The organism is Cellulomonas fimi (genome assembly GCF_028583725.1).
Taxonomy (GTDB): domain Bacteria; phylum Actinomycetota; class Actinomycetes; order Actinomycetales; family Cellulomonadaceae; genus Cellulomonas; species Cellulomonas fimi_B.
In genome coordinates, this window is record NZ_CP110680.1 from 3,990,826 (window position 1) to 4,014,770 (window position 23,945).

At 73.3% G+C, this 23,945-nt stretch carries 28 protein-coding genes; 15 read left to right on the plus strand and 13 right to left on the minus strand.

Annotated features, from left to right (window positions below; all coding sequences use genetic code 11):
* The first annotated feature begins 35 nt into the window (after positions 1–35).
* Both OOT42_RS17935 and OOT42_RS17940 read left to right on the plus strand, forming a co-directional pair.
* A complete protein-coding gene (locus OOT42_RS17935) occupies positions 36–1,433 on the plus strand; it encodes a hypothetical protein (RefSeq protein WP_273652506.1) in 1,398 nt (465 codons plus the stop codon).
* Positions 1,434–2,057: 624 nt separating this feature from the next.
* Positions 2,058–2,606 (plus strand): hypothetical protein, encoded by a 549-nt coding sequence (locus tag OOT42_RS17940; protein WP_273652507.1) that lies wholly within the window; start codon positions 2,058–2,060, stop codon positions 2,604–2,606.
* An 86-nt stretch (positions 2,607–2,692) separates the two neighbouring features.
* On the opposite strand, the gene OOT42_RS17945 is transcribed toward OOT42_RS17940, so the two are convergent.
* A complete protein-coding gene (locus OOT42_RS17945; protein ID WP_273652508.1) occupies positions 2,693–3,169 on the minus strand; it encodes a MarR family winged helix-turn-helix transcriptional regulator in 477 nt (158 codons plus the stop codon).
* Between the two features lie 89 nt (positions 3,170–3,258).
* Here OOT42_RS17945 and OOT42_RS17950 point away from each other — a divergent pair, with 89 nt between their 5' ends.
* The 4 genes from OOT42_RS17950 to OOT42_RS17965 all read left to right on the plus strand — a co-directional run bounded on the left by OOT42_RS17950 (position 3,259) and on the right by OOT42_RS17965 (position 6,661).
* Positions 3,259–4,140: an alpha/beta fold hydrolase gene (locus tag OOT42_RS17950; RefSeq protein ID WP_273652509.1), complete on the plus strand. Its 882-nt coding sequence runs from the start codon at positions 3,259–3,261 to the stop codon at positions 4,138–4,140.
* A gap of 60 nt (positions 4,141–4,200) precedes the next feature.
* Positions 4,201–5,124 (plus strand): hypothetical protein, encoded by a 924-nt coding sequence (locus OOT42_RS17955; RefSeq protein ID WP_273652510.1) that lies wholly within the window; start codon positions 4,201–4,203, stop codon positions 5,122–5,124.
* An 85-nt stretch (positions 5,125–5,209) separates the two neighbouring features.
* Positions 5,210–6,292, plus strand: coding sequence for a HEAT repeat domain-containing protein (locus OOT42_RS17960; RefSeq protein ID WP_273652511.1), 1,083 nt, complete (start codon positions 5,210–5,212; stop codon positions 6,290–6,292).
* 60 nt (positions 6,293–6,352) lie between these two features.
* Complete coding sequence (locus OOT42_RS17965; RefSeq protein ID WP_273652512.1) at positions 6,353–6,661, plus strand: hypothetical protein; 309 nt, start codon at positions 6,353–6,355, stop codon at positions 6,659–6,661.
* 125 nt (positions 6,662–6,786) lie between these two features.
* Here OOT42_RS17965 and OOT42_RS17970 read toward each other — a convergent pair whose 3' ends face one another.
* Positions 6,787–8,487 carry a cellulose binding domain-containing protein gene (locus OOT42_RS17970; RefSeq protein ID WP_273652513.1) on the minus strand — a complete coding sequence of 567 codons (1,701 nt, stop codon included), beginning with the start codon at positions 8,485–8,487 and terminating at the stop codon, positions 6,787–6,789.
* Positions 8,488–8,776: 289 nt separating this feature from the next.
* On the opposite strand from OOT42_RS17970, the gene OOT42_RS17975 reads away from it, so the two are divergent.
* Together OOT42_RS17975 and OOT42_RS17980 are read left to right on the plus strand one after the other, a co-directional pair.
* Entirely contained in the window at positions 8,777–9,952 is a 1,176-nt protein-coding gene (locus OOT42_RS17975; RefSeq protein WP_273652514.1) for an RICIN domain-containing protein, read from the plus strand.
* A 37-nt stretch (positions 9,953–9,989) separates the two neighbouring features.
* On the plus strand, positions 9,990–10,763 hold the full coding sequence (locus tag OOT42_RS17980; protein ID WP_273652515.1) for a 2-phosphosulfolactate phosphatase: 774 nt from the start codon (positions 9,990–9,992) through the stop codon (positions 10,761–10,763).
* Here the strand turns inward: OOT42_RS17980 and OOT42_RS17985 are convergent.
* Entirely contained in the window at positions 10,751–11,188 is a 438-nt protein-coding gene (locus OOT42_RS17985; RefSeq protein WP_273652516.1) for a DUF6223 family protein, read from the minus strand. The two genes, OOT42_RS17980 and OOT42_RS17985, sit on opposite strands and share 13 nt — an antisense overlap.
* A 216-nt stretch (positions 11,189–11,404) precedes the next feature.
* Between OOT42_RS17985 and OOT42_RS17990 the strand changes: the two genes are divergently transcribed.
* Positions 11,405–12,538, plus strand: coding sequence for a sensor histidine kinase (locus tag OOT42_RS17990; RefSeq protein WP_273652517.1), 1,134 nt, complete (start codon positions 11,405–11,407; stop codon positions 12,536–12,538).
* On the plus strand, positions 12,535–13,221 hold the full coding sequence (locus OOT42_RS17995; RefSeq protein WP_273652518.1) for a response regulator: 687 nt from the start codon (positions 12,535–12,537) through the stop codon (positions 13,219–13,221). The genes OOT42_RS17990 and OOT42_RS17995 overlap by 4 nt, the downstream gene beginning before the upstream one ends.
* Here the strand turns inward: OOT42_RS17995 and OOT42_RS18000 are convergent.
* On the minus strand, positions 13,211–13,765 hold the full coding sequence (locus OOT42_RS18000; protein ID WP_273652519.1) for a hypothetical protein: 555 nt from the start codon (positions 13,763–13,765) through the stop codon (positions 13,211–13,213). The two genes, OOT42_RS17995 and OOT42_RS18000, sit on opposite strands and share 11 nt — an antisense overlap.
* Positions 13,766–13,931: 166 nt before the next feature.
* A complete protein-coding gene (locus OOT42_RS18005; protein ID WP_273652520.1) occupies positions 13,932–14,195 on the minus strand; it encodes an SMI1/KNR4 family protein in 264 nt (87 codons plus the stop codon).
* Between the two features lie 198 nt (positions 14,196–14,393).
* On the opposite strand from OOT42_RS18005, the gene OOT42_RS18010 reads away from it, so the two are divergent.
* Positions 14,394–16,112 carry a glycoside hydrolase family 27 protein gene (locus OOT42_RS18010; protein WP_273652521.1) on the plus strand — a complete coding sequence of 573 codons (1,719 nt, stop codon included), beginning with the start codon at positions 14,394–14,396 and terminating at the stop codon, positions 16,110–16,112.
* A gap of 164 nt (positions 16,113–16,276) precedes the next feature.
* Here OOT42_RS18010 and OOT42_RS18015 read toward each other — a convergent pair whose 3' ends face one another.
* The 7 genes from OOT42_RS18015 to OOT42_RS18045 all read right to left on the minus strand — a co-directional run bounded on the left by OOT42_RS18015 (position 16,277) and on the right by OOT42_RS18045 (position 20,949).
* Positions 16,277–16,441: a hypothetical protein gene (locus tag OOT42_RS18015; protein WP_273652522.1), complete on the minus strand. Its 165-nt coding sequence runs from the start codon at positions 16,439–16,441 to the stop codon at positions 16,277–16,279.
* Positions 16,442–16,486: 45 nt separating this feature from the next.
* Positions 16,487–16,855, minus strand: a complete 369-nt coding sequence (locus OOT42_RS18020) for a thioredoxin family protein (protein WP_273652523.1) — start codon at positions 16,853–16,855, stop codon at positions 16,487–16,489.
* Between the two features lie 110 nt (positions 16,856–16,965).
* Positions 16,966–17,670: an RraA family protein gene (locus OOT42_RS18025; RefSeq protein WP_273652524.1), complete on the minus strand. Its 705-nt coding sequence runs from the start codon at positions 17,668–17,670 to the stop codon at positions 16,966–16,968.
* A 42-nt stretch (positions 17,671–17,712) separates the two neighbouring features.
* Positions 17,713–18,105, minus strand: a complete 393-nt coding sequence (locus OOT42_RS18030; RefSeq protein WP_273652525.1) for a hypothetical protein — start codon at positions 18,103–18,105, stop codon at positions 17,713–17,715.
* Positions 18,105–19,223, minus strand: coding sequence for a hypothetical protein (locus tag OOT42_RS18035; RefSeq protein WP_273652526.1), 1,119 nt, complete (start codon positions 19,221–19,223; stop codon positions 18,105–18,107). Before OOT42_RS18035 ends, OOT42_RS18030 begins: the two co-directional genes overlap by 1 nt.
* Before the next feature lie 162 nt (positions 19,224–19,385).
* Positions 19,386–20,342, minus strand: a complete 957-nt coding sequence (locus OOT42_RS18040; RefSeq protein WP_273652527.1) for a cold-shock protein — start codon at positions 20,340–20,342, stop codon at positions 19,386–19,388.
* 76 nt (positions 20,343–20,418) lie between these two features.
* The gene (locus OOT42_RS18045) at positions 20,419–20,949 is read right to left on the minus strand and encodes a MarR family winged helix-turn-helix transcriptional regulator (protein WP_273652528.1); all 531 of its coding nucleotides are present in this window, start codon (positions 20,947–20,949) and stop codon (positions 20,419–20,421) included.
* 116 nt (positions 20,950–21,065) lie between these two features.
* Between OOT42_RS18045 and OOT42_RS18050 the strand changes: the two genes are divergently transcribed.
* Positions 21,066–21,857 carry an SDR family NAD(P)-dependent oxidoreductase gene (locus tag OOT42_RS18050; RefSeq protein WP_273652529.1) on the plus strand — a complete coding sequence of 264 codons (792 nt, stop codon included), beginning with the start codon at positions 21,066–21,068 and terminating at the stop codon, positions 21,855–21,857.
* A 41-nt stretch (positions 21,858–21,898) separates the two neighbouring features.
* On the opposite strand, the gene OOT42_RS18055 is transcribed toward OOT42_RS18050, so the two are convergent.
* A complete protein-coding gene (locus tag OOT42_RS18055) occupies positions 21,899–22,225 on the minus strand; it encodes an ArsR/SmtB family transcription factor (protein WP_273652530.1) in 327 nt (108 codons plus the stop codon).
* Positions 22,226–22,241: 16 nt separating this feature from the next.
* On the opposite strand from OOT42_RS18055, the gene OOT42_RS18060 reads away from it, so the two are divergent.
* Genes OOT42_RS18060 through OOT42_RS18070 form a run of 3 tightly spaced genes read left to right on the plus strand, consistent with a single transcriptional unit; the run spans position 22,242 to position 23,896 of the window.
* Complete coding sequence (locus tag OOT42_RS18060) at positions 22,242–22,718, plus strand: SRPBCC domain-containing protein (protein ID WP_273652531.1); 477 nt, start codon at positions 22,242–22,244, stop codon at positions 22,716–22,718.
* 12 nt (positions 22,719–22,730) lie between these two features.
* Positions 22,731–23,090 carry a VOC family protein gene (locus tag OOT42_RS18065; protein WP_273652532.1) on the plus strand — a complete coding sequence of 120 codons (360 nt, stop codon included), beginning with the start codon at positions 22,731–22,733 and terminating at the stop codon, positions 23,088–23,090.
* A 44-nt stretch (positions 23,091–23,134) separates the two neighbouring features.
* Complete coding sequence (locus OOT42_RS18070) at positions 23,135–23,896, plus strand: class I SAM-dependent methyltransferase (protein ID WP_273652533.1); 762 nt, start codon at positions 23,135–23,137, stop codon at positions 23,894–23,896.
* Positions 23,897–23,945: the final 49 nt, after the last annotated feature.

Genomic DNA, 23,945 nt, shown 5'->3' on the forward strand with positions numbered 1-23,945 from the left:
GTCGGCCTCGACCGAGCGGTCCTAGTCTTCGACCCATGAGCGGTCGTCGGGTGACTCCGACCGACCTCCAGACGGGTCCGGTGCAGGCGACCGCGAGACCTGACCGTCCGGGGTCGAGCGCCCGAGCGCCGCGCGCGCTCATCGCGGGTCCGACGACTGCGCTTCTCACGATGCAGCGGACAGTCGGCAACACCGCCGTCGTACGGCACCTGCAGCGTGAGAGCGATGCGGGCGCGGACGCCGGCGTCAGTCCCGGCCCGGCCGCAGCCGGTCGACCCCCGGTCCCCGCCACCGCACCTCCGCGCAAGGACTACGTGTTCCTCATGGGTGACACCAAGCGGGACCCCTTCTACGACGCCGCGAACGTGTACTTCTCCCAGAACGAACGGGGCGCCGAGATCCTCCGCGACAAACGCACTCTTGCCGAGGTCATCGCCCACGTGAACGCCGGCGCGACTCCAGCGCTCCGGATCATCCTCGTGGCGCACGCCAACGAGGAGGGGAACCTCGGCTTCTCCCTCGACGCCGCGGACCTGAAGAGGGATGCGCAAGCCGGCGACCGCAAGCCAAGGACGGAGTTCAAGGAGCTGCGTGATGCCAACGCGACCGGTGGTCTGCCGCTCGCCGACGCGGCGAAGATCGACGCGTCGACACGCGTCGAGGTCCGAGGGTGCAACATCGGTCGGTCACAGCTGATGCTCGACGCTCTCGACCAGGCGTTCGGCGGTGCCACACAGGTCACAGCGCCGACCCACAAGCAGGAGTACTCCTACCGCAGCGCGGGCAAGGGCAAGCCGCTCGTCACTGAGGAGGCACACTTTCAGTACTCCATCGAGGACCCCGGGCGGCCGACGGTGAGCAGAGCGGACCGTGCGACCCGATTCGCGACGAAGTACCCCGATGTCCCGTCCTCGCGGTGGCCCGGGCTGCTCGCGGCCGCGAAGGAGAAGCACGTCAAGCGAGCCGAGATGTCGTGGACGGGACCCAATCCGCCTGCGGACGACGCCGGCGCGGTGTTCGCACGGATCGGCACGGCAAAGCGCTTCCCGGCGAAGGCCGGTTGGGTGGTCACGTACCGAGGCCGGACGGAGGTGGGCGGCAGATGGCAGTTCGAGGTGCAGGCCGACCGCGTGACGTCCAAGGGCTCCGAGACCAGGACCGTACTCATCCGCACGGACATCCCGCCCGACCGCGACACACTGAAGTCGCAGCAGATGGCCGACTCGGGACGGCCGGACGCCTACGTCTGGACCGTCGAGGACAAGGTCACGGGTGACACCCTGAAGCGGACGGTGTTCAGCGAGCACACCGAGTGGGTCATCGATCGGCGCATCGTCGGAAAGTCGGGCACCGCACACCCGCCGACGACCGACGGCACCTTCTACGGCAGCTCGACCTACGCGCCACCGGTGCCACCGTCCTCCACGCCGTGAGCCGACGCACCTCGGGCAGCTCGGACGGACGAGTCCGGCGCGATCCTTCCCCACCGACGTCACATGGCTGCCACGCCCGAGTCGCCATCCCCGGGCGAGTGCGGCTGGGCAGTGGACCAGTCCGGTGAGTTCCGACACTCTGCGTGCCCCCTACGGCGCGATGGCGGTGGCCTACGCGATGGTCAGGCGCACGGCGACCTCCCGGGATGCTGGCGGGGATTTCAACCCGCCCCTTGCAGCGTGGTGTGGGCGGCCCACCGACTGAGGAGGCCGTCGAGGGCAGGGACCTCGCCCTCGACGGCGCCTGGTGGCTGGGGCACGTCAGCGAGACGGGACCCGGGCACCCCGGGGTGCCCGGCTGAGGACTCGGACAAGCACGTGGGGCGCACGCCGCCTCACGTGCTTGTCCCAGAGCAGGTCAAACCATGAGTGCCGGACACGTTCGATGAGTTCCTACATCGAGGCCGCCCGCATCTCGGGCGACCCCGACGGTGGCGCGTCGATCGAGGGGCAGACGTCGGTCTCCCGTTCGGCAGCTCTTCTTGCTCCTGCGACCCGGCATCCGTTGTCGCGGTCCGCCGGACCAGAGCCCCCGAGCGCGTCCCGGTCTGCGACCCTGTGCCCGTGACGGGACGAGTGATGTTCGACGGGCGCGCACAGGTCCACTACCGACAGCTCCTGATCGAGACGGGTGACGGGTCGGCGGTCTACGACGCCGCGTTCGCCGGTCAGACGAACGGCCTGGTCGGCGCCGCCGTGCCCGGCTGCGCCGTGCTCATCACCGGGACGCACACGGGCGACGTCGGGCTGCGCGTGGTGCTCCACGACGCGGCGCCGCCGCTCGACCCGCAGTGGGGGGACGTCGTGGAGGCCCCGTTCACCCCGGCGGGGCCGGAGGTCGTCGTGCACGGGCTCATGAGCGACGCCGTCTGCGCGTTCGCTCTGCCTGCCGGCAGCTACCGCCTCCGGTGGAGCGGCGCCGGGATGGACGAGGCCTACGACGGGACCGTCTTCGCCGACGACCCCCTCGTCGACACCTTCGAGCTGGCGCTCTGGCCCGCTGCGCCCCGCCCGGCGCAGGCCATCCGTCAGGAGAGCCGGCGGGGCCGCGAAGCCCACCGCCCGCATCCCCCCATGTCAGGACCGGACCACGGCGCCCGGCTCCAGGGCTGACGCCGGACGTCGGGCGTCCGCCCCTGCCGCCGACGTGGGGCCGACGAGGCGGGTCAGCGGGTGCGGGGCAGGGCGCACGGCCGGTGTCATCCCGTCGCCGGGTCGCGTCCCACCCACCCGGGGGCGCCCGCGTCCACGGTGGCGGCGCCGACGAGGGTGACCAGGCTCGCCTCGAGGTGCGCGAGGTCGGCGGCGCCGATCGTCTCCTCCCACCGGGCGCGCAGCTCGTCGAAGACCTCTTCGCCCGCACGCAGGACCTCGAGTCCCCGGGCGGTCACCCGCAGCCGGTTGCGTCGGGCGTCGGACGGGTCCGGGTCGCTCGACACGTAGCCGCGCGCGACGAGGACCGCGATGGTCTTCGCGGCCGCCTGCTTGGAGACGGACAGGCGTCGTCCGACGTCGGACGCGCTGTCGGCGCCGGCGATGATCGCGCGCATCGCGAACTCGTGCGTCGGGCGGAAGTCGTCGTAGCCGCGAGCGGCCAGCTCGACCATCGCACCGTCCACGAGGGTGCGGAAGCCGCCGAGGAGCAGCAGGGCGAGGTCGGCGCCGGATCGGGACATGACGAGGAGCCTAGGCATTCCGGGTCGACATCGACAACCCGGCTGTCTATTGTGTTAGACAACCTAGTTGTCTATCGAAGGAGTCGACGATGAGCACCACGCACGCGACCATCCCCACGGTCACCCACCACACCGCACCGATCAACGGCGCGCAGATCCACTACGTCACCGCGGGCGACAGCGGGTCGCCCCTCCTGCTCGTGCACGGGTTCCCGGAGACGTGGTGGGCGTTCCACGAGGTGATCCCCCTGCTCGCCCACGACCACCGGGTCGTCGCCGTGGACCTGCGCGGCTTCGGCGACTCGAGCACCGCCGACGACGGGCACGACAGCACGACCGCCGCCGAGGACCTGCACGGGCTGATCGAGCACCTCGGCTGGGGACCCGTGCACGTGACCGCGCAGGACATCAGCGGGGGCACCGTGTTCCGGCTCGTCGCCGCGCACCCGCAGGACGTCCTCAGCCTCACCGCGATCGAGACGGGCCTCGCCGGGTTCGGCCTGGAAGGTCTGGCCGACGTCACGCGCGGTGGTTCCTGGCACATCGGCGCCCTGACGGCGGACGGCATCCCGGAGCTGCTGTTCGCAGGCCGCGAGCGCGAGCTGCTCGGCATGTGGGCCTTCCCGAGCATGACCGCCGTCGCCGGGTCCGTCACCGACGCCGACGTGGACGAGTTCGCTCGCACCTACGCCCGCCCCGGCGGCTGGCGCGGAGCCGTCGGCCTCTACCGCTCGATGCTCGCCGAGGGCGACGACCTCCGGGCCTTGGCCGGGTCGAGGCCGCTCACCGTGCCCGTGCTCGCCGTCGGCGCCGGCGGTGGACCGTTCACCTCCACGACGCTCGGACAGGTCACCGCCGGGGACGTCACCGCTGTGCAGCTGGAGGGCGTCGGCCACTACGCCGCCCTGGAGGCTCCAGAGGCGCTCGCGGCGGCGATCCTCGACTTCACCGGCTCCGTCGACGCGGCATGACCAGGGACGCCGGCGGGGTCGTCACTGTTTCGGGTCATCGGATGCATCGCCTCCGCCCTTGTGCGGTGGCACCCGAGAGCCGATGAACACCGCATGGTCACGAGACGGTTCGACGTCGAGGTTCCGGACGGGCAGCACCTCGGCTTCTCACGGGACACCGACGGCGCATACCGCGCGCACCTCTTCGACGACGACACGAACCGCCTCGTCGGGCACGCCGAGCTGAGGGATCCGGACGACGACGAGTCGGAGTGGTCGGGCACCTACGGGTACGAGTCGAGCTCGACGAAGACAGAGGCTCGCGAGCTCACTCCGGAGGAGATCGCGCAGGCGCTCGAGGCGCTGGCGGCGCTCGTGCTGGTGGTCGCGTCGCTCGCATCGGCTGCCGCGCCGCACGTCAGGCGATGGTGGACGGGCGCTGCCGGTGCGGCGAGGGCGGCAGGCGCGCGGGGGCGTTCGGTCGCGAAGTCGTCCACGGTGCAGGCAGTGCACGCCCTCCGGTCGACCTGGGGCAAGGTCGTCCGGACGGCGAGGCGCGAGGAGCCCCGCGCGTACGAGGTGGTGTCGACCGACGAAGCTCGGCTCCAGGCCGCTTCCTCCACCGCGCTGGAGGTGGCCTTCCACGACTACCGCGCCCGCATGAGCAGTGCCGAGGCGCGAGAGCGGTTCGTCGCAGCCCTCCTGGCGAAGGCATTCAGTGACGAGCAGATGCGGCTCCTGCGCAGCGTGACGATCGAGGACGACGACGGCGAGGTGGCGCTCGGAGACCTGCTCGAGACGCCCACTCCGCAACAGATCGGCGAGACCGTACGACTCATGCTCGAGAAGAACCCGTCGTTGCTCGACGGCGACTCGTTGGCCGCACTGGGGCACCTGTTCGGGAGGGGAGCGCCGGGCCGTGAGCACCACCCGCTCAAGGTGCGACGGCTCGCGGGTCCCGCACCAGAACCCGAAGGTCCGCACTCGAGCACAGGGACGCACTGACCGCAGGCCGACCGCCGCGTCGAGGACGTGCCGCCGGCCTGGGGTCGCGCCGCCGGGTCAGGACGTGAGGGGTACCGTCGCCGTCGTGGCCGAGGTCGACGCACGGTGGGTGCAGCTGCTCGCGCTGGGCGAGAGGCTCGACGACGCCGAGGACGAGGCGGCGGCGCTGGTCGACCGGCTCCAGGTCGACGCGGCGGAGCCGGTGCTCGAGCGGGCGCTGAGCGCGTTGTCGCACGACGACCCGTGGCACCGTCAGGCCGCGGCGTGGGTCCTCGGACAGTTCGGGTATCCGCGAGGACGACCGTTCGGCGCGCGGGTGGTGCCGGAGGTGGTCCGTGCGGCCCGGGCGGAGCAGGACGACGACGTCCGTCAGGACCTCGTCGACGCCCTGGGCAAGGCGGAGGACGCCGCGTGGCTCGACGACCTGCTGACGTTCGCCGGGGACCCGGCTGCCGGCGTGCGCCTGGCGGTGGCGATGTCCCTGCCGGGGATGCCGTACGGCGAACCCCTCACCGAACGCGCCGTCGGTGCGCTGATCACGCTCTCGGCGGACACCGACCCCCGCGTGCGCGACTGGGCGACGTTCGGCCTGGGGAGCCAGACGTCGCAGGACTCCCCCGCGATCCGCACCGCCCTGCATGCACGGCTGGACGACGAGGACCCCGACGCGGCGGCCGAAGCGCTGCTCGGGCTGGCCCGCCGCGGGGACCCCGAGGCGCTGGGCCGGGTCCGGGCCGCGATCGATCAGCCCGGATCGGACGTCAGGCTGCTCGCGCTCCGCGCGGCGGGGGAGCTCGCGGACCCCGGGCTGCTGCCGTCGTTGCGGGCGCTGGCGCTGGCGTGGGACGGCGACGCGGACGAGCACACCGAGGCCGTCGCGTTCGCGATCGCGCGGTGCGACCCGGGCGCGCCGGTGTCGGCGAGGCAGGTCGAGCAGCGGATCGTCGCCGCGGTCGACGAGCGCGTCGCCGGCACGGGGTGGTCGCTCGCGTCGGAGGGCGACTACCCGCGCACGCTCCTTCGACCCCGGCGTCCCGACGGTGTGGTCGACGGGTCGGTCGAGCCGGAGGTCGTGTGGGAGGGGTCCACCCCGGACGGGTTCGACGTCGACGCGGCGGTGGCCCGGTGCGTCGCCGTGATCCAGGAGGCCGCGACCCGTCGGCGCTGAGCGGACGCCGAACGGGTGGGACCCGTTGCTTCGCGGCCGCCGCTCCCCGACGATCGCTCGATGAGCTCGTCCCAGCCCGACGCCCAGGTCGACACGGAGCTGAGCGACGCGATCGTCGCGTACGTCGGCACCATCCACGACCGCCCCGACGCCCTCGCTGCGCACGCGGGACGACGGTCACCGGAGGAGCTGCGCGCGGAGATCCAGTCGCTCATGAGCGAGCTGTGGGGCGTGCCGGTCGACGCGCGGGGCATCACGGTCTGGGAGGAGTGCCGGCTCGTGCACGACGTCTTCGCGCCGCGCCACCCCGAGCTCTCGAAGCAGGCGGTGGACGCCATGCTGATGCGCTACGCGTGGGCGAACCGCTGACGGCCCGCGTGACCACGGGCGCCCCCCGCCCCCGGTAGGTCGACGCCACCAGGACGAACACCTGGGCGAGACGGTGAACGTCCCGCCCAGGTGTCACGCCGCTGGTCGGTCGCGGCGCTCCCGGCTCAGAGCGTGAGGACGACGGTCGAGATGCTCCGGGCGGGGACGTCGACCGTCACCTGGCTGCCGTTGACGCTCGTGGTCCGGGCGGCACGGCTGGAGTACTGCGACGTCAGGGTGTGGAGTGCGGACCTGACGTCCTGCGGCGCCTGGACGACGGCGCCGTTCACCGCGCTGGTCGAGCGGTTGAGGATGACGAGGGTGATCTTGCCGTCGCCCTGGTACGCCGTGACGTCGAGCGGCGACGCCTTCGAGCTCTCGGTCACGCCGATGCGCTGGTAGCCCGGACGCACGTACTTGGAGTACTGCGAGAACGCCCAGCCGCGCTTGAGGACCGCGCCGCCCGTCGTCCCGTACGCCGACTCCCCGTCACCGATGAAGGAGTAGTACCGCCGTCCGTACCACCAGACGTACGCGCTCCAGCTCGCCTCCATCGTGCGGTTGACCGACGGCATGATCACGTCGAGCGTCTCGTTCCAGGCGGCGAGGTTCGACGGGTCTCCCCAGATGTTCGACCCGTTGCCGTCGGCCTGGTGGTAGTTCCACTCGGTCATCCACTGGTTCTTGCCGTACTGCGCGGCGAGCGGGTAGCGCGAGAGGTTCGGCCCGTTCTCCTGGCCGTAGATGTGGCCGCCGATGTAGCCGATGGTGTTGCGGGCGGTCGCGTCGTTGAGCGTGGGGTCGGTGTAGGCCCGGTTCGAGCCGAGCGACTCGGCGACCATGAGCTTCGTGCCCGTGATCTTCGCGCCGTGGTCGCGCACGAAGTTGCGGAGCGTGTCGCCCGTCCACGCCATCGAGTCGTAGTCGGGGTGCCAGTCGGGCTCGTTCTGGACCGACGTGACGTCGATCGTCACGCCCTGGCTCTTCATGTACTGCACGTAGCTGTTGAGGTGGTTGGCGTAGTCGCCGTAGCGCGAGGTCAGCAGGGTGCCGCCGTTGATGCGGCTGTTGTTCGACTTCCACGCGGCGGGCGCGGTCCAGGGCGAGGCGAGGATCTTGACGTCCGAGCCGTACGCCTTCGCGGTCTTCAGCGCGCTGACCTGCGCTCCCCACTCGCTCGACACGGGCGAGATCCCGGTCCGGACGATCGACAGGCCGAGCTGGTTGTCACCCATCCCGACGAGCGTCTGCGTGTCGGCGGTCGACCACGCACCGCCCCAGATCGACACGGCGGCACCGAAGCCGTCGATCGTCTGGTACCTGGTGCCCGGGTTCACGGTGAGGTCGGCGGGCGCGCTCGTCGGGTTCGGCGTCGGCGTCCGGGTCGCGGAGGGCGTCGGGGTGGGGGTGACGGTGGGGGTCGGCGTCGGGGTGCCGGTGGCCGATCCCGTGCAGGTGGTCCCGTTGAGCGCGAAGGACGTGGGCGCCGGGTTGGAGCCGCCGTGGCTGCCGTTGAAGCCGAGCTCCGTCGACGCCCCCGTGCCGAGCGAGCCGTTGTACGACGCGTTCCGCGCGGACACGGCCGCGCCGCTCTGGGTGACCGTGGCGCTCCACGCCTGGGTCACGGTCTGGCCCGCGGGGAAGGTCCAGGTGAGGACCCAGCTGCTGACCGCGTCACCGAGGTTGGTGATCTTGACGCCGGCCGTGAACCCGCCGCTCCACTGCGAGGAGACGACGTAGTCCACCCGGCAGCCGGTGGCGGCGGACGCGACGGGCGCCTGGGCGACCACCGTCCCCGTGAGCAGCGTCGCCGCCGCCAGAGCCACCGTCCAGGGCCGGCGCCATCGTGGGGTTCTGTGCATGATCCGTCCGATCGTCGTGGGTCGTCGACGTGCGTCCGACGGACCCCGCTGGCAGCCGGCGGACGGGGACCTGGACGCACCGGTCGGCGTGACTATGTCGGGCGGAATCGGACCTGTCCAGCGGCCCCATCCCTAATCGTTTGGGCCGATCGCAGGCCCCTCGCGCCCCGTGCCAGAGTGGGCCGGTTCGGCCATGTGAGCGTTCACATCCGGACCCTCACCCCAGCGCGGCCATCTCCAGGAGGCAGACGACATGCTCCGAATCGCCCGACGGCTGCTGCTCGCCGTCACGCTCTGCCTCGCGCTGGCCGGCGGTGTCGTGACGCAGTCGGCGCCCGCCTCCGCCGAGAGCAACGGGGGCACCCGCGTGATGCCGCTGGGCGACTCGATCACGGACGGCGTCGGCATGACCGGAGGCGGCGGCTACCGCGTCGGGCTGTGGCAGCGCCTCGCGCAGAACGGGTACACCACGGACTTCGTGGGATCGGGCTACAACGGGCCGGCCGGCCTCGGGGACCACGACCACGAGGGGCACTCCGGCTGGCGGATCGACCAGATCGACGCCAACGTCGTCGGCTGGCTGCGCACCTACCAGCCGCGCACCGTGCTGCTGCACATCGGCACCAACGACATCAGCCAGAACCGCGACCTGGCGAACGCCCCGGCCCGCCTCGCGGCCCTCGTCGACAGGATCACGAGCACGTCGCCGCAGACCGACGTCTTCGTCGCCACCCTGATCCCCGTGTCGTACGCCGACGCCAAGGTCCGGGCGTACAACGCCGCGATCCCCGGCATCGTGTCGAGCAGGGCCGCGAGCGGGAAGCGCGTGCACCTCGTCGACATGTACAACGCAGTGAACCTCGCCGACCTCCCCGACGGCGTGCACCCCAGCGCGGCCGGCTACGACAAGATGGCGGCCGTCTGGTTCGCCGCGCTGCGTTCCGTGCCGGGCAGCATCGGCAACCCGGCCGGGAACCCCCAGAACCCCTCCGGTCCGGTGGACACCGCGGCCTGGTACTCGCTCGTCAACCGCAACAGCGGCAAGGCCATCGACGTGTACAACCTGTCCACCGCGGACGGTGCACGCATCACCCAGTGGTCCCGCAACGGCGGCGCCCAGCAGCAGTGGCAGTTCGTCAGCACCGGCAACGGCTTCTACCAGCTGAGGTCGCGGCTGTCCGGCAAGGTCCTCGACGTCGCCGCGAGGTCGACCGCCGACGGGGCGGCGATCCAGCAGTGGAGCGCCAACGGCGGCACCAACCAGCAGTTCAGCATCCAGACGATCGACGGGTACGTCCAGCTCATCGCCCGCAACAGCGGCAAGGCGGTCGAGGTGCAGGGCGCCTCCACGACCGACGGCGGCAACGTCGTCCAGTACGCCGACTGGAACGGCACCAACCAGCAGTGGCAGCTGGTCCGCGTGGGCTGAGCCCGGCGACCCCGCTGCGCGCCGATACGTTCTCTGCGTGAGCGAGCCGTTCGGACAGGGAAGCTACGCGGTGCGTCTCGACTGGGGGCCGGTCGGCGCGGTGCGGTGCGGCGCCGACGTGACCGTGGTCGTGGACGTCCTCAGCTTCTCGACGGCGGTCACCGTGGCCGTCGAACGTGGCACACGTGTCTACCCGAGTCGCTGGGGTGGCGAGCACGCCCGCGCCGTCGCGGCCGCGCACGGGGCCGCTCTGGCGGTGGGTCGCCTCGAGGCGACGAAGGACGGCGCCGTCGTCGCACCGTCCCTGTCGCCCGCCGCGCTCCTCGAGACCGCTCCCGTCGAGAGTCTCGTGCTCCCGTCGCCCAACGGGTCGACCATCGTCGTCGAGGCCGTGGGCACGGGGTCGACGGTGCTCGCCGGCTGCCTGCGCAACGCGCACGCGGTCGCGACTCGCCTGGCGCGGACGCTGGACGCCGGGCAGACCGTCGGCGTCGTCGCCGCCGGGGAACGGTGGGACCTCGACCGCTCCCTGCGCCCCGCGCTCGAGGATCACCTCGGAGCCGGGGCGATCCTCGCGCACCTGGCGGCGATGGGGCACGGGGACGCCTTCAGCCCCGAGGCGACCGTCGCGAGCGCGGTGTTCCGCGCGTCGGCCGGCTCGCTCGACCGGCTCCTGCACGACTGCGTCGGCGGCCGCGAGCTGACCGCGATGGGATTCGCGGCCGACGTGGCCGTCGCCGCCACCCTGGACGCCTCAGGCGTCGTCCCGGTGATCGTCGACGGCGCGTTCGTCGACGATCAGGAGCGCTGACGCCCCGCGATCGGCGTTCCCGGCTCCCTCTCTGCCCGGGCGGTCCGTCGCAGCAGCGGCGCGGCGAGCACGGCGGCCACCGCGCCGGTCGCCAGGCACACGACGCCGCCGACGATCCCGGACCCGCTGCCCGGGCCGCCGTCGGCCAGCGCGACGATCGCGGCGCCGGTGAGCGCACCGGCCACGCCCAGACCGGCGCCGATGCCGGCGACGAGCCGGGGCGACCGGGTCCCGCCTCCGGCACGTCGACGTCGGGCCAGCGCGACGAGCACGACGCCCGCGAGGCCGAGCCCGACGCCGACGAGCGACGTGAGGCGCCCACCGGTGAGCGCGTAGGCGCCGGCGGCGGGCACGGGCGGCCCGTTCGTGAGTGCGGGAACCACCACGAGGGTGTGGACGGTGGTCAGCAGGTGCGGGGCGGACATGACGGGCTCCTTCCGATGGGCCGGGCAAGGCCTCCACGATCGCGGCCCGCCCACCTCCCGGTCGTCCTCCCGGCGGCGGCAGGTCACGGTGCCGCGGTGCGCGCAGCCGGCTGCTCCCGGCGCTGTACGGACGGCTGCGCGTACCGCGACCGCGGTAGCCCTCGGTCGTCCCGGCGACGGACGTGCCGGCACCGGGCGCGTGGCTAGGCTGCGGCGGTGGACCGGGGCAGGTTCGGTGCGTGGGACTGGGTCGTCGCCGCCGCCGTGACGGGGGTGTCGCTCGTCGGCGCCGCGGTGGCCGCGCGCGAGCACCCCCCGCTCGCGCCGCTGGGCGTCACGCTGCTCGCGCTCGCCGGGATGTCGCTCGTCGCGCGGGGGCGGGCCCCGGTCGCGGTGCTGGTCGTCACGGCGTGCGGCACGCTCGGCTGTCTCGCGATCGGCGTCGGCGGTCCGGTGTCCCTCGCGTTCCTCGTCGCCGTCTGGTCCGCGGTCCGTGCGGGGAACCGCACGCTGACGGTCGTGGTCGCGGTGGCGATGCTGGTCGCCGTCCCGCTGGTCCTCCTCGTCGCGGCGCCGGAGCGGTCGGTGGAGGCGGCTCTCGCGCAGGGCCGGGACGTCCTCCCGCTGGCGTGGCTCGTCGCGGCGGGCGCGGCCGGAGAGGCGGTGCGGCAGGCCGAGCGTCGCGCGGACGAGGCCGAGCGCACGCGCGACGAGGCGGCCCGCCACCGCGCCGCGCAGGAGCGGCTGCACCTCGCGCGTGAGCTGCACGACTCGCTCACGCACCAGATCTCGGTCATCCAGGTGCAGTCCGAGGTGGCCGTGCACCTCGCCCGCAAGCGCGGTGAGCAGGTGCCGGACGCGCTCCTGGCGATCCGCGACGCCGGGCGCGGGGCGTCCCGGGACCTGCGGGCGACGCTCCAGGCGCTGCGCGACGACGACCGGCACCCGCCGCCGGGGCTCGACGGCCTGGCGGAGCTCGTCGAGCGCGCCCGGGCGGCGGGCCTGCAGGCGAGCCTGAGCGTCGACGGGCCGAGGCACGACGTCCCCGGCACGGTGGAGCGGACGGCCTACCGGATCGTCCAGGAGGCGCTGACCAACGTCGTGCGGCACGCGTCCGCGCGTACCGCGTCCGTGCGCGTCGCGTACGCGCCGCAGTCTCTCGTGATCCAGGTCGACGACGACGGTGCAGCCCGGCCGGGAGCGCAGCCGGACGCCGGTGCGGGAGCGGGTGTCGGGCTGCTCGGCATGCGGGAGCGCGTCGCCGCTCTCGGTGGTCGGCTCGACGCGGCACCGCGCCGCGAGGGCGGGTTCACCGTCCGTGCCGAGCTCCCGACGGACGTGCCCGCGTGATCCGGGTGCTGCTGGTCGACGACCAGCCGCTCATCCGCAGCGGGTTCCGCGCCCTGCTGGACGCCGAGGACGACATCCGGGTGGTGGCCGAGGCGGGCGACGGGGACGAGGCGGTCGCGCTGGCGCGCGAGCACCTGCCCGACGTCGCGCTCGTCGACGTCCAGATGCCCGTCCTCGACGGCATCGAGGCGACGCGCCGGATCGCCGCCGACCCCGCGCTCTCCGGGGTGCACGTCGTGATGCTGACGAACTACGGGTTGGACGAGTACGTCGTCGCGGCGCTGCGGGCCGGTGCGGCGGGCTTCCTCGTCAAGGACGTCCTCCCGGAGGACTTCCTGCACGCCGTCCGTGTCGCGGCCCGTGGTGACGCCCTGCTCGCGCCGTCCCTCACGCGGCGCCTGATCGCCGCGTACGTCACGCGGCCGGACGTCCGGACGCAGCTCGACGGCCTGACGCAGCGGGAACGTGAGGTGGTCGCGCTGGTCGCGCACGGTCTGTCGAACGACGAGATCGCCGACCGGCTGGTGATCAGCCCGCTGACGGCGAAGACGCACGTCAACCGCGCGATGACGAAGCTGCACGCCCGCGACCGCGCCCAGCTCGTCGTCGTCGCCTACGAGTCCGGGCTCGTGGTGGCGCGGGGAGACGACGGCACACGCGGGCGCGGGTGCGTCAGCCGATGAGCAGACCGAGCCCGGCGAGGAACCCGATCCCCGCGAGGACGGACAGGAGCGCCCAGCGGCGCGCGTGCGGGACCTGACGGCCGAACGCCGCCGCCGCGAGGACGAAGAGCACGCCGGGGACGCCCCAGATGAGCCACGTGGCGCCGAAGTTGAACCAGCCCTGAGCGCTCATGTCGCTGATGCCCTTGTCGACCGGTTCCCTCAGCCCGGCGAGGATGACCAGCTTCACCACGGTCTCGGCGAGCGGGTAGGCCAGCTGGACGGCGCCTGCCCCCCACAGCCCGCCGAGCACGACCCAGCCGGGCAGCCGCCTCCCCCAGGGCTGGATGGACGCGAGCGCCACGGCGACCGTCACGAGGCGCAGTCCGATCGCGAGGACGACGACCTCCTGGTCCGCCGTGCTGCCTCCGCGCAGCCGGGACCAGACGAGCGCCCCGCCGGCGACAAGGCAGAACGTGCCGACCCAGGCGGCGGCGAGCGCAGCGGGCCAGCGTGGCGGTGGACCGTCGGCGGTGACGACCGGTCGTGGGGCTCGCGATGTCATCCCCCGACGGTGCCCGTGCAGGCTAGCGCGGCGCATCGGGTATCACCCCGGCCGGCGCCCTGACGCGCACGGACCGGACCCTGACGCGCGGACCGTCGTCGGTCGGCCGCTCGCTCGCGGACGTCTTCCCGGTGCGGTCGCGGCGGCACGTGGCCGGTCCGCGCGATCAGTCGTCTGCCGGCACGAGACCCGCGACGAAGTTCCCGAACCCGTTGACCCCGTAGCGGGTGCCGTCGCCGTACCGGACCGGCAGGAAGGCCGCGACGTCGACCACGACCGCGTCGTCCACCACCCAGCACGTCGCCCGCGGCGTGCCGCCGTTCCAGCGCAGGTAGTGCTCCCGCACGTCGCGCGGGAGCGTGAGGCCGAGCGAGTCCTCGACGGCGTCGAGATCGGCGGCCGTCAGTGCCGGAGCGCAGTGATCGAGCACGACTCCTCCTCCGGTGACGGCTGCGCCGGTACCGAGCCGGCCGGCCCGGTTCGACCTGCGGTCCAGTGACCTGCGTCCGCCGGTTGAACCGTTTTGGAACACCGCGAACAGGTTCCGGACCCACCGACCGCTGGCACGATGGCGACGATCGATGTGAGCGCTCACATGGCACGGCGACCGGCAGCCGAACCCGGTGGGATGCCGTCGACCACCACCACGACCACCGCACAAGGGAGTGCTCTCGTGAGAAGTTCTCGACGTCGTCGCTGGTGCACCGCGCTGGCCACGACCGCGCTGACGGTGTCCGCGATCGCCCTCGGCGTGCCCGCGCAGGCCGCCTCTCCGGTCGCCACGGCGGCCGCGCCCACGGTCGACGAGCCGGCACCCCTGCCGCCGCTCGGCTGGAACAGCTGGAACACCTTCTACTGCAACATCGACGAGCAGATGGTCCGCCAGACGGCGGACGCGATGGTGAGCTCGGGGATGGCGGCCGCGGGGTACCAGTACGTCGTCGTGGACGACTGCTGGATGCAGGACACCCGCGACGCGAACGGCAACCTGCGCGCCCGCACCGACCGGTTCCCGTCGGGGATGAAGGCGCTGGGCGACTACATCCACGGCAAGGGACTGAAGTTCGGGATCTACCACGCGCCGCGCGAGAAGACCTGCAACCAGTACTTCGCCAACCTCCCGGGGACGTCGTCGTACGGGCGCGAGACGCAGGACGCGAACCTCTTCGCGTCGTGGGGCGTCGACTACGTCAAGCACGACTGGTGCGACCCGCGCGGCAGCGCGAGCGAGCAGGCGACCGTCTTCAAGCGGTTCGGTGACGCGCTCAAGGCCACCGGCCGCCCGATCGTCTACTCGATCAACCCGAACAGCGCGCACTCCAACACCGCGCCGACGTACTCCGGCTGGGGCGCGTTCTCCGACATGTGGCGCACGTCCGAGGACCTGTCGGCGTCCTGGTCGACGGGATGCTCCCCGTCCGCCGACTGCTTCGTCGGCATCACCGAGGCGCTCGACATCGTCGAGCCCATGCGCGAGTGGACCAAGCCGGGTCAGTACAACGACCCCGACATGCTGATGGTCGGCGTGCGGAACGCGCTGACGGCCACGGAGAACCGGGCGCACCTGAGCATGTGGGCGATGCTCAGCGCCCCGCTCATCGCGGGCAACGACCTGCGGAACATGTCCGCCGACGTGCGCGCCGTCCTCACCAACCGCGACGTCCTCGCGATCGACCAGGACCCGCTCGTGCGCCAGGCCGACCGCGTGCGGGACGACGGTGACGCCGAGGTCTGGGCGAAGCCGCTCGCGGACGGCTCCGTCGCCGTCGTCCTGCTCAACCGCGGCTCCGGCAGTCGCCAGATCTCGACGACGCTCGGACAGGTCGGGCTGGGGTCCGGGACGCACCAGTACCGCGAGGTGTGGACCGGTGCGACGGGCACGACGACCGGCCAGCTCTCCGCGCAGGTCGCGCAGCACGGCGTCGCACTGTTCCGGGTCACCCCGGGCGGCACCACGCCCCCGCCGACCGGCGGCACGCTCGTCAGCGCGTCGTCGGGCCGGTGCCTCGACGTGCCCGGCAGCGCCACCGCGAACGGCACCGGGCTGGTGATCTGGGACTGCCACACCGCGCCCAACCAGACGTGGACCGCGGGCACCGACGGCACGCTCCGCTCGCTGGGCAAGTGCCTCGACGCGCCGCCGAGCGCCACCGCGGGCACGCGCGTCCAGCTGTGGGACTGCAACGGCGGCACCAACCAGCAGTGGACGACGCAGGCCGACGGCACGATCCGCGGCGTGCGGTCCGGGCTGTGCCTCGACGTCGACCGGAACCTCACCGCGAACAACACCGCGGTGCTGCTCTGGACGTGCACCGGCGCGGCGAACCAGGTCTGGTCGCGCCGGTAGGCGCGACGCCCGACGTCAGCGGGGGCGGACGACCGTCACCAGTCCACCCCGTGACCCACGCGCTCGCTCGGTGACGTGGTGCGCGAGCCGCGCGGGCTCACGTCACGACCTCGAGGCCGGTGACCTCGGCGGCGTCCTCGATGCCGCCGAGGTCCCGGTGCGGGTCAGCGGCCGAACAGCCGGGCGAGGAAGCCGCGGGACGCGGGGGCGTCCGGGTGCCCCGGGCACCACTGGCTCGCGGAGACGGAGCGCTTGACGTCGGCGACGTGCTGGCCGCAGCCGGCCCAGGTCGTCTTGCCACAGGTCGTGCAGGTGACGGCGTAGCACATGGGGTTCTCCTCGGCGGGGGTCGGTGGTGGGAGGGTCCGGACGGCTCAGACGGTCGCTTGCTCGGCGGCGATCTGCTGCCGCACGGAGTCCATGTCCACGGACCTCACGGCGTCGACCAGCTGGTCCAGGTCGGTCGCGCGGAGTGCTCCGGGCTCGGCGAACAGGATGATCCCGTCGCGGAACGCCATGAGCGTGGGGATCGACGTGATGCTGAACCCGGCGGCCAGCTGCTGCTGCGCCTCGGTGTCGACCTTGCCGAACACGACGTCGGGGTGCTTCTCGGACGCGGCCTCGAAGACCGGGCCGAACGAGCGGCAGGGGCCGCACCACGCAGCCCAGAAGTCCAGCAGGACGATGTCGTTGCCGGAGACGGTCTCCTCGAGGTTCTCGAGGGTGATCTCTCGCGTCGCCATGTCGTCATCGTATACCCCCGGGGGTATGCCTGCGCCGTGATGTGCCTCACCCGGGGACGGGTACCTCGACCTGCCGCACGAGCCTCGACGGCGTCAGGGGCGGGCGGCGCTCACTCCTCGATCGCCGCGTCGAGGGCGCGCAGGTGCTGGCGGAACGTGATCCCCGTCGCCGCGCGGGCCTCCAGGTACTCGGCGAACCGGGTCTGCTCGCGCAGCGTCGTGCCGAGCTGCATGCGGGCGGCCTGGCGACGCTCGGTGTCCCGGATGCGGGCAGCGGCGTCCGCGATCTCCGGCACGCGGTCGGCGGGGAGGAACAGCACGCCGTCGTCGTCGGCGAGCACGACGTCGTCGGGCGACACGGTGTGCGCGCCGACGCGGGCGCGGTCGAGCGCGTCGGCGGGCTGGGCGTCGAGGCGCTCGGGGCCGTGGGGGTAGGCGCCGGTGCTGTGGACGGGCAGGCCGATGGTGCGCAGCTCGGCGGTGTCGCGGTGCTGGCCCCACACGACGATCCCCGCCAGCCCCGCGCGCGCCGCCTCGAGCGCGACGAGGTCGCCCACGCAGGCCTCGTCCGTCCGGCCGTCGTTGTCGACGACGAGCACGTCCCCGGCAGCCGCACCGTCGAGCGCCTCCAGGAAGACGTCGACGCTGCCCACGTGCCGGGCGGGGCGCGCGCGCCCCACGACGTGCACCCCCGACCAGACCGGGCGCACGGTCGCCGGCGCGCACCGCACCGGCACGCCCAGCCGGAGGCACGCGTCGGCGACGTGCGGGGTCGTCAGGTCGAGGAACGTCGTGTGCAGGCTCTGGGCGTCCATCGCGGTGTCCTCCTGGTCGGCCCTGTGTCGTCGACGGCCGGGTCACTCCTCGGTGGGCGCGTCCTGGTCCGTCGTCTCGACGACGACGTCGACGCCGTCGGTGACCTCCTCGGCCTTCTCCGCGAGGTCGCGGAGCTCGTCGGGACCGAGGGGCGCGCCCTGCGTCCGGACGGTCACGACGACCCTGTCGCGGTCCGCCTCGTACCGGGCGTCCTTCGGGTGCGGGTCGTCCGCCAGCGCGTCGAGGACCGCGAGCTCGAGGGCGGTGTACGCGGCGTCCGGCTGGCTCGTGGACGGTGTCGAGGCCGACGAGGCGTCGTCGCCCGACACCCCGTCGGCCTGCCCCGCGCACGCGCCCGTGCCCGCGACGAGCGGCACGGCGACGACGAGTGCCGGGACCCACCCGGCGCGGACGCGGTTCCCGGAGCCCGCCATCAGCTCGTCTTCACCGTCACGGAGCCGGAGATCGAGCCGACCCAGGCGATCGGCGTGACGTAGGAGCCGCCCGAGTTGCTCCCGGTGGTGAAGCCGTAGCCGGTGTATGCGACGAACCACGGGCCGCCGGAGTCCCCGCCCGACGTCACCTTGTCCTTCGTGTAGTACAGGTTGCACCAGACGTTGCCGGACGAGAACGTCACGCACCCCGCGTACGACTCGACCGTCGACGACCCGTACCCGGTCGTCTTGCCGTACTTGAACAGCAGCGAGCCGGAGCTGACGATCCCGGTGGCGTTGATGGTGCGCAGCGTCGAGGAGTCGATCCGGAACTTGTTCTCGGGCGTGTCCCCGCTCAGCGCGGTGAACCGCACGTCCCGGTTGTTCGAGGCCACGTACGTGCTGCCCGTGGCGTCCCCGTCGTACGTCGAGGGCTTCGACGTGCAGTGGGCCGACGTCGTGATGCCGTAGGCGGTGCCCCGCTTGGCCATGAAGCCCCCGGTGCACCCGCCGTACACCTCGCCGCCCTGGGTCGTGTTCTCCTGCGGGACGTCGCGCGCGGGCTCGTACGCGACGACGAGCGCCGGACCGAAAGCCGACCTCAGGGTCGGCGTGGCGAGCTCGTCGACGCGCTCGGCCGTGGCCGCGGGCTCGTCGGTCCAGGCCGTGACCTGCACCGCCTGGGTCTCGGCGTCGTAGCGTGCCGCGACGGACTCGACGCCCGCGGCACGGAGCTGCTCGATGGCGGCGAGCTCGACGTCCGACCGCCCCACGTACGGCACGGCACCCGGTGCCGCCGTCTCGACGCGGGCGCCGGCGACGGCGAGCTGAGCGGCGAGCGCGTCGGCGCCGTCCGCCACGACGACCGTCCCGCGCGCGCCGTCCCACGAGAAGTCGACGACGTCGGCCGGGTGCGCCGCGACCGTGCGGGCGACGAGGTCGTTGAACGCGGTCTGCCCGCGGGTCACGCGGAGCTCCTGCGCGATCCGGCGCGCGTCGTCGGGCTCGCCCCGGCCGGGACGTCCGGGGGCCGCCTGGGCGGCCGGGAGGCCGAGCGAGACGACCGCGGCGGCGGCGACGACGACGGGCAGGACTGATCTGCGGACGTGCTGGAACATGCGGTGGGCCCCCTGGCTCCCGACGTCTCCCGTGGCAGCGCCGCCACGGCAGTACCGGACGCTAGCAGCGGGTGCAGGGCGCGGGAAGGGTCGACGGACGCCGCCGGGACGACCCGCTGCACACGCGGACGAGGGCGCCGCGCCGGGGCGGCCCGCTCCCGCTCAGATCAGCTCGACCCGGTCCGCCTGCGGCCCGCGGTCGCTCTGCCGCACCGAGAACCGGACGCGGTCGCCCTCCTCGAGGAACTCCGCGTTGCGCACGACCGACACGTGCACGAACAGGTCCGCGCCGCCCGAGTCGGGCGTGATGAAGCCGAAGCCGCGGTCCGCGTCGTAGCGCGCGACCACGCCCTCGCCCCCGCGTGCGGGTGCGCCGCCACGTGCGGCGGCCCCGCCGCCCGACGGCGACCCCGACCGGCCGCGCGACGGCGCCGCGGGCGCGCTGCGGCGCGGGCGGCCTCCCACGAGGCGGACGCCGCGGGCCTGGGGCCCGCGCTCGCCGGGCTCGACGTCGTAGGTCACGCGGTCGCCCTCGACGAGCTCGTCGAGCCCGCCGGTGAGCGAGCGGGCGTGCACGAAGAGGTCCTCGCCCCCGGCGTCCTGGGCGACGAACCCGAAGCCCTTGTCCGGGTCGTACCAGGTCACCGTGCCGTCCGCGCCGTCGGATTGCGTCGCGGGCGCGGCCTGGGTGGCGAGCGGCAGCAGGTGGTCGGCCTGCGGCCCCTTCTCGCCGGGCACGACGAGGAACGCGACGCGCTGCCCCTCCGAGACGACGCCGCCGCCCACGATGGCCGAGCTGTGCAGGAAGATCTCGGCGTCGCCGCCGTCGGGGGCGACGAAGCCGTAGCCCTTGGCGGGCTCGTACCAGCTCACGGTGCCGAGCACGCCGAGCGCGGCACCGGAGGCCACGTCACCGACGACCCGGACGCGGCGTGCCACGGGGCCGCGGTCCCCCTCGCCGAGCTCGTACTCGACCTGCTGGCCCTCGCGGAGCACCCGCGGCCCGTCGTCGCCGACGATCTCGGACGCGTGGACGAACAGGTCGTCGGCCTCGTCCCCGAGGTCGAGGAAGCCGAAACCTCGCTCGGCGTCGAACCAACGGACAGTTCCCTGGGGCACGGCTCACTCCTCGTTCACGGACGGTGCTGCCCTCCAGTCTCCCCCCATCCGGGACCGGCGTCCGCCCTCGACCCGGTCAAGGCCGCACGGCCCCCTCGACGGCCTGCCCCGCGCGACCGGCGGCCGACGACGGGGTCCAGCCCTCGTCGTCGCGCATCGCGCGCATGATCCGGCGGCTGATCTCGCGCACCTGCCGCGCCTGCGCCTGCGTCAGGGGGTCGAGGACCAGGCGGCGGACGGTGCGCACATGACCCGGGGACGCCTGGTCGACCTTCTCCGCACCGAGGTCGGTGAGCGTGGCGAGCGTGTAGCGGCCGTCCGTGGCGTCGGGCGCGCGCCGCACCCAGCCCGTCGACTCCAGGCGTGCGACGGCGCGCGAGAGCCGGGACAGCGAGCTGTTGGCGTACCCGGCCAGGACGCTCATCCGCAGCGTGCGGTCGGGGGCGTCGGCGAGCGCGTAGAGGACGCCGTACTCGAAGTGGGACAGGCCGGCGTCGCGCTGCAGCTGGGCGTCGAGCGCGGCCGGCAGCCACTCCAGGACGGTGGCCAGGGAGGACCAGGTCTCGAGGTCCTCACCGCTGAGGGGCGCGTCGACGGGGTCCGGCATGCGTGCAGCGTACGGGAACGCAGGGCGCCGCGGCGACGACGATGACTTGAACCGGAAAGTCATCGCACGTACCGTTCACTTGATCAGGAAAGTCATCGACGGGATGTGAGGACGGCATGGATCTCCGGCTGACAGGCAAGCGCGCCTTCGTGAGCGGCTCGACGCAGGGCATCGGGTTCGCGGTCGCGCGCGCCCTGCTCGACGAGGGTGCGGCCGTCGTCGTCAACGGCAGGAGCGCCGACCGGGCGGACGCGGCCGTGCGGCGGCTCCGGGACGAGGTGCCGGGCGCGGACGTCTCCGCGGTCGTCGCGGACTTCGCCGACGCGGCCCAGGTCCGTCACCTCCTGGACGACCTGGGCGAGGTTGACGTCCTGGTGAACAACGTCGGCGTCTTCGAGCTCGCGCCCTTCGAGCAGATCACCGACGCCGACTGGCAGCGCTACTTCGAGGTCAACGTCATGAGCGGCGTCCGGCTCTCGCGGCACCTGCTGGGCGGGATGCTCGCGCGCGGCTGGGGTCGCGTGATCTTCGTGAGCAGCGAGTCCGGCGTGGACGTGCCGGCCGACATGGTGCACTACGGGTTCACCAAGGCGGGCGTCATCGCGCTGGGCAACGGCCTGGCGAAGCTCACGCGGGGCACCGACGTCACCGTCAACACCATCCTCGGCGGGCCGACCTTCTCGGACGGCGTCGCCGCCGCCGTCGCGCAGGCGGCCGACGCCCAGGGCACGACGCCCGAGGAGCTGAAGTCCGCGCTCGCCGCCGGCCACCGGACGTCGTTGCTGCAGCGGTTCATCGAGCCGCGCGAGATCGCCCACCTCGCGGTCTACCTGGCGAGCCCGGTGTCGTCGGCGACGAACGGGGCGGCGCTGCGGGCCGACGGCGGGGTGCTGACGACGCTGACGTGACGGCGGCGCCGTCCCCGCCTGCCCGACGCGCGGGGGCGGCGCTACGCGTCGTCGAGACGTGCGAGGAGGTCGACGGCGGCGCGCGCGTAGTCGCTGATCCACCGGTCGTGGATGCGCTTGATGGGCAGCGGCGCGAGGGACAGGTGCCGCTCGCGGCCGACCTTCCGGCCCGTCACGAGGTCGGCCCGCTCCAGCACGCGCAGGTGCTGCAGGACCGTGGTCCGGTCGAGGTCGGGCAGCAGCGCGCACAGCGAGCCGGTGGTGTGCGTCGACTCCTTGAGCGCGTCGAGCATGCGGCGGCGGACCGGGGAGGCGAGCGCCTTGAACACGCGGTCGTCGTCGGAGCCCTGGTCGGCCGGTCGCGACATGTGGTAAAAGTACAACATGAATGCCACCGCGAGGCTCGACGCGCTGTCCTTCACGGTCTCCGGACGCATAGCCCGCCCCTGCGCGGAGGTGTACGAGGCCATCGCCGACCCGGAGCAGCTCTCGCGGTACTTCACGACCGGCGGAGCGCGCGGGCGGCTCGAGACCGGCGCGGTCGTCACGTGGGAGTTCCACGACTTCCCCGGCGGCTTCCCCGTCACCGTCGTCGAGGCCGACCCGCCCCGACGCATCGTCGTCGAGTGGGGCGGCGAGGCCACGACCAGCGCGGACGGCACCACGCGGACGACGTTCGAGCTCGAGCCCGTCGACGGCGACACGCGGACGCTCGTCACCATCACCGAGTCCTCCTGGCAGCCCACCCCCGAGGGCGCCACGAGCGCGTTCGGCAACTGCGCGGGGTGGACCGGGATGCTGGCCGCGCTGAAGGCGTGGGTCGAGCACGGCATCAACCTGCGCGAGGGCTTCTACGCCTGACGGGAGGCGATCATGACGACGCTGGGCCACGGCAAGATCTGTCACGTCGAGCTCCCCTCGGACGCCCCCGAGCGGTCCGCGCAGCTCTACGCCCGCGTGTTCGGCTGGAAGGTGCGTCCCGCGCACGGCACGTGGTTCTTCGAGGACTCGACCGACGAGGTCAGCGGCCACTGGGTCCCCCACCGGGAGCCGACGCCACCCGGGGTGCTGGTCTACGTCTGGGTCGACGACCTCGCCGCAGCGGTCGAGCGCGTGCGGGCCGAGGGGTGCGAGATCGTCCAGGACGTCGGCGGCGACCCGGGTGAGCTCACCGCGCGGTTCCGCGACCCGGGCGGCAACGTCGTCGGCCTCTACCAGGAGCCGCCGCAGTGAGCTGACCGCTACCGGGCGCCGCGCTCCGGTCCTACCGTCGTCCCGTGGGGTTCGAGGCGGGCGCCGACGCGTACGACCGGTTCATGGGCCGGTTCTCCCGGCCGCTCGCGCGCCGCGTCGTCGAAGCGCTCGACCTGCGTCCCGGGCAGCGCGCGCTCGACGTCGGCTGCGGCCCGGGCGTGGTCACGGAGGTGCTCGTCGCCGCGCTGGGCGCGGACGCGGTGAGCGCGGTCGACCCGACCGAGCCGTTCGTCGCCGCCGTCCGCGACCGGCTCCCGGGGGTCGACGTGCGGCTCGGCGGCGCGGAGCACCTGCCGTTCGACGACGACGCGTTCGACGTCGCCGTCGCGAGCCTCGTCGTGACGTTCATGGCCGACCCGGTCGCAGGCCTGACCGAGATGCGGCGCGTCACGCGGCCCGGCGGGCGGGTCGCCGTGAGCGTGTGGGACCACGTGCACGACCGCGGCGCCGCGTCGACGTTCTGGCAGGCGGTGCGGGACGTCGTCCCGGGGCGCGTGAGCGAGAGCAGCGACCTGCTGTGGGTCGAGGAGCACGTCGAGGAGCTGTGCGCATCGGCCGGTCTGGTCGACCTGCGCCCCGCGGAGGAGACGGTCACGCTGACGTTCGCCTCGTTCGCGCAGTGGTGGGACCCGTTCCTGCTCGCCGTCGGGCCCGCCGGGGCGTACCTGGCGAGCCTGGACGACGGCGTGCGGGAGGCGGTCCGCCGGCGGGCCGCGGAGCGGTTCGGGCCGCCGCCGTTCGACGTCGCCGCGACGGCGGTCGTCGTCGTCGGCGCCGTGCCCTGAGGGCGGCCCGCCGGATCCGGTGAAGCGTTTCGACGGCTGCGGGGGGCGT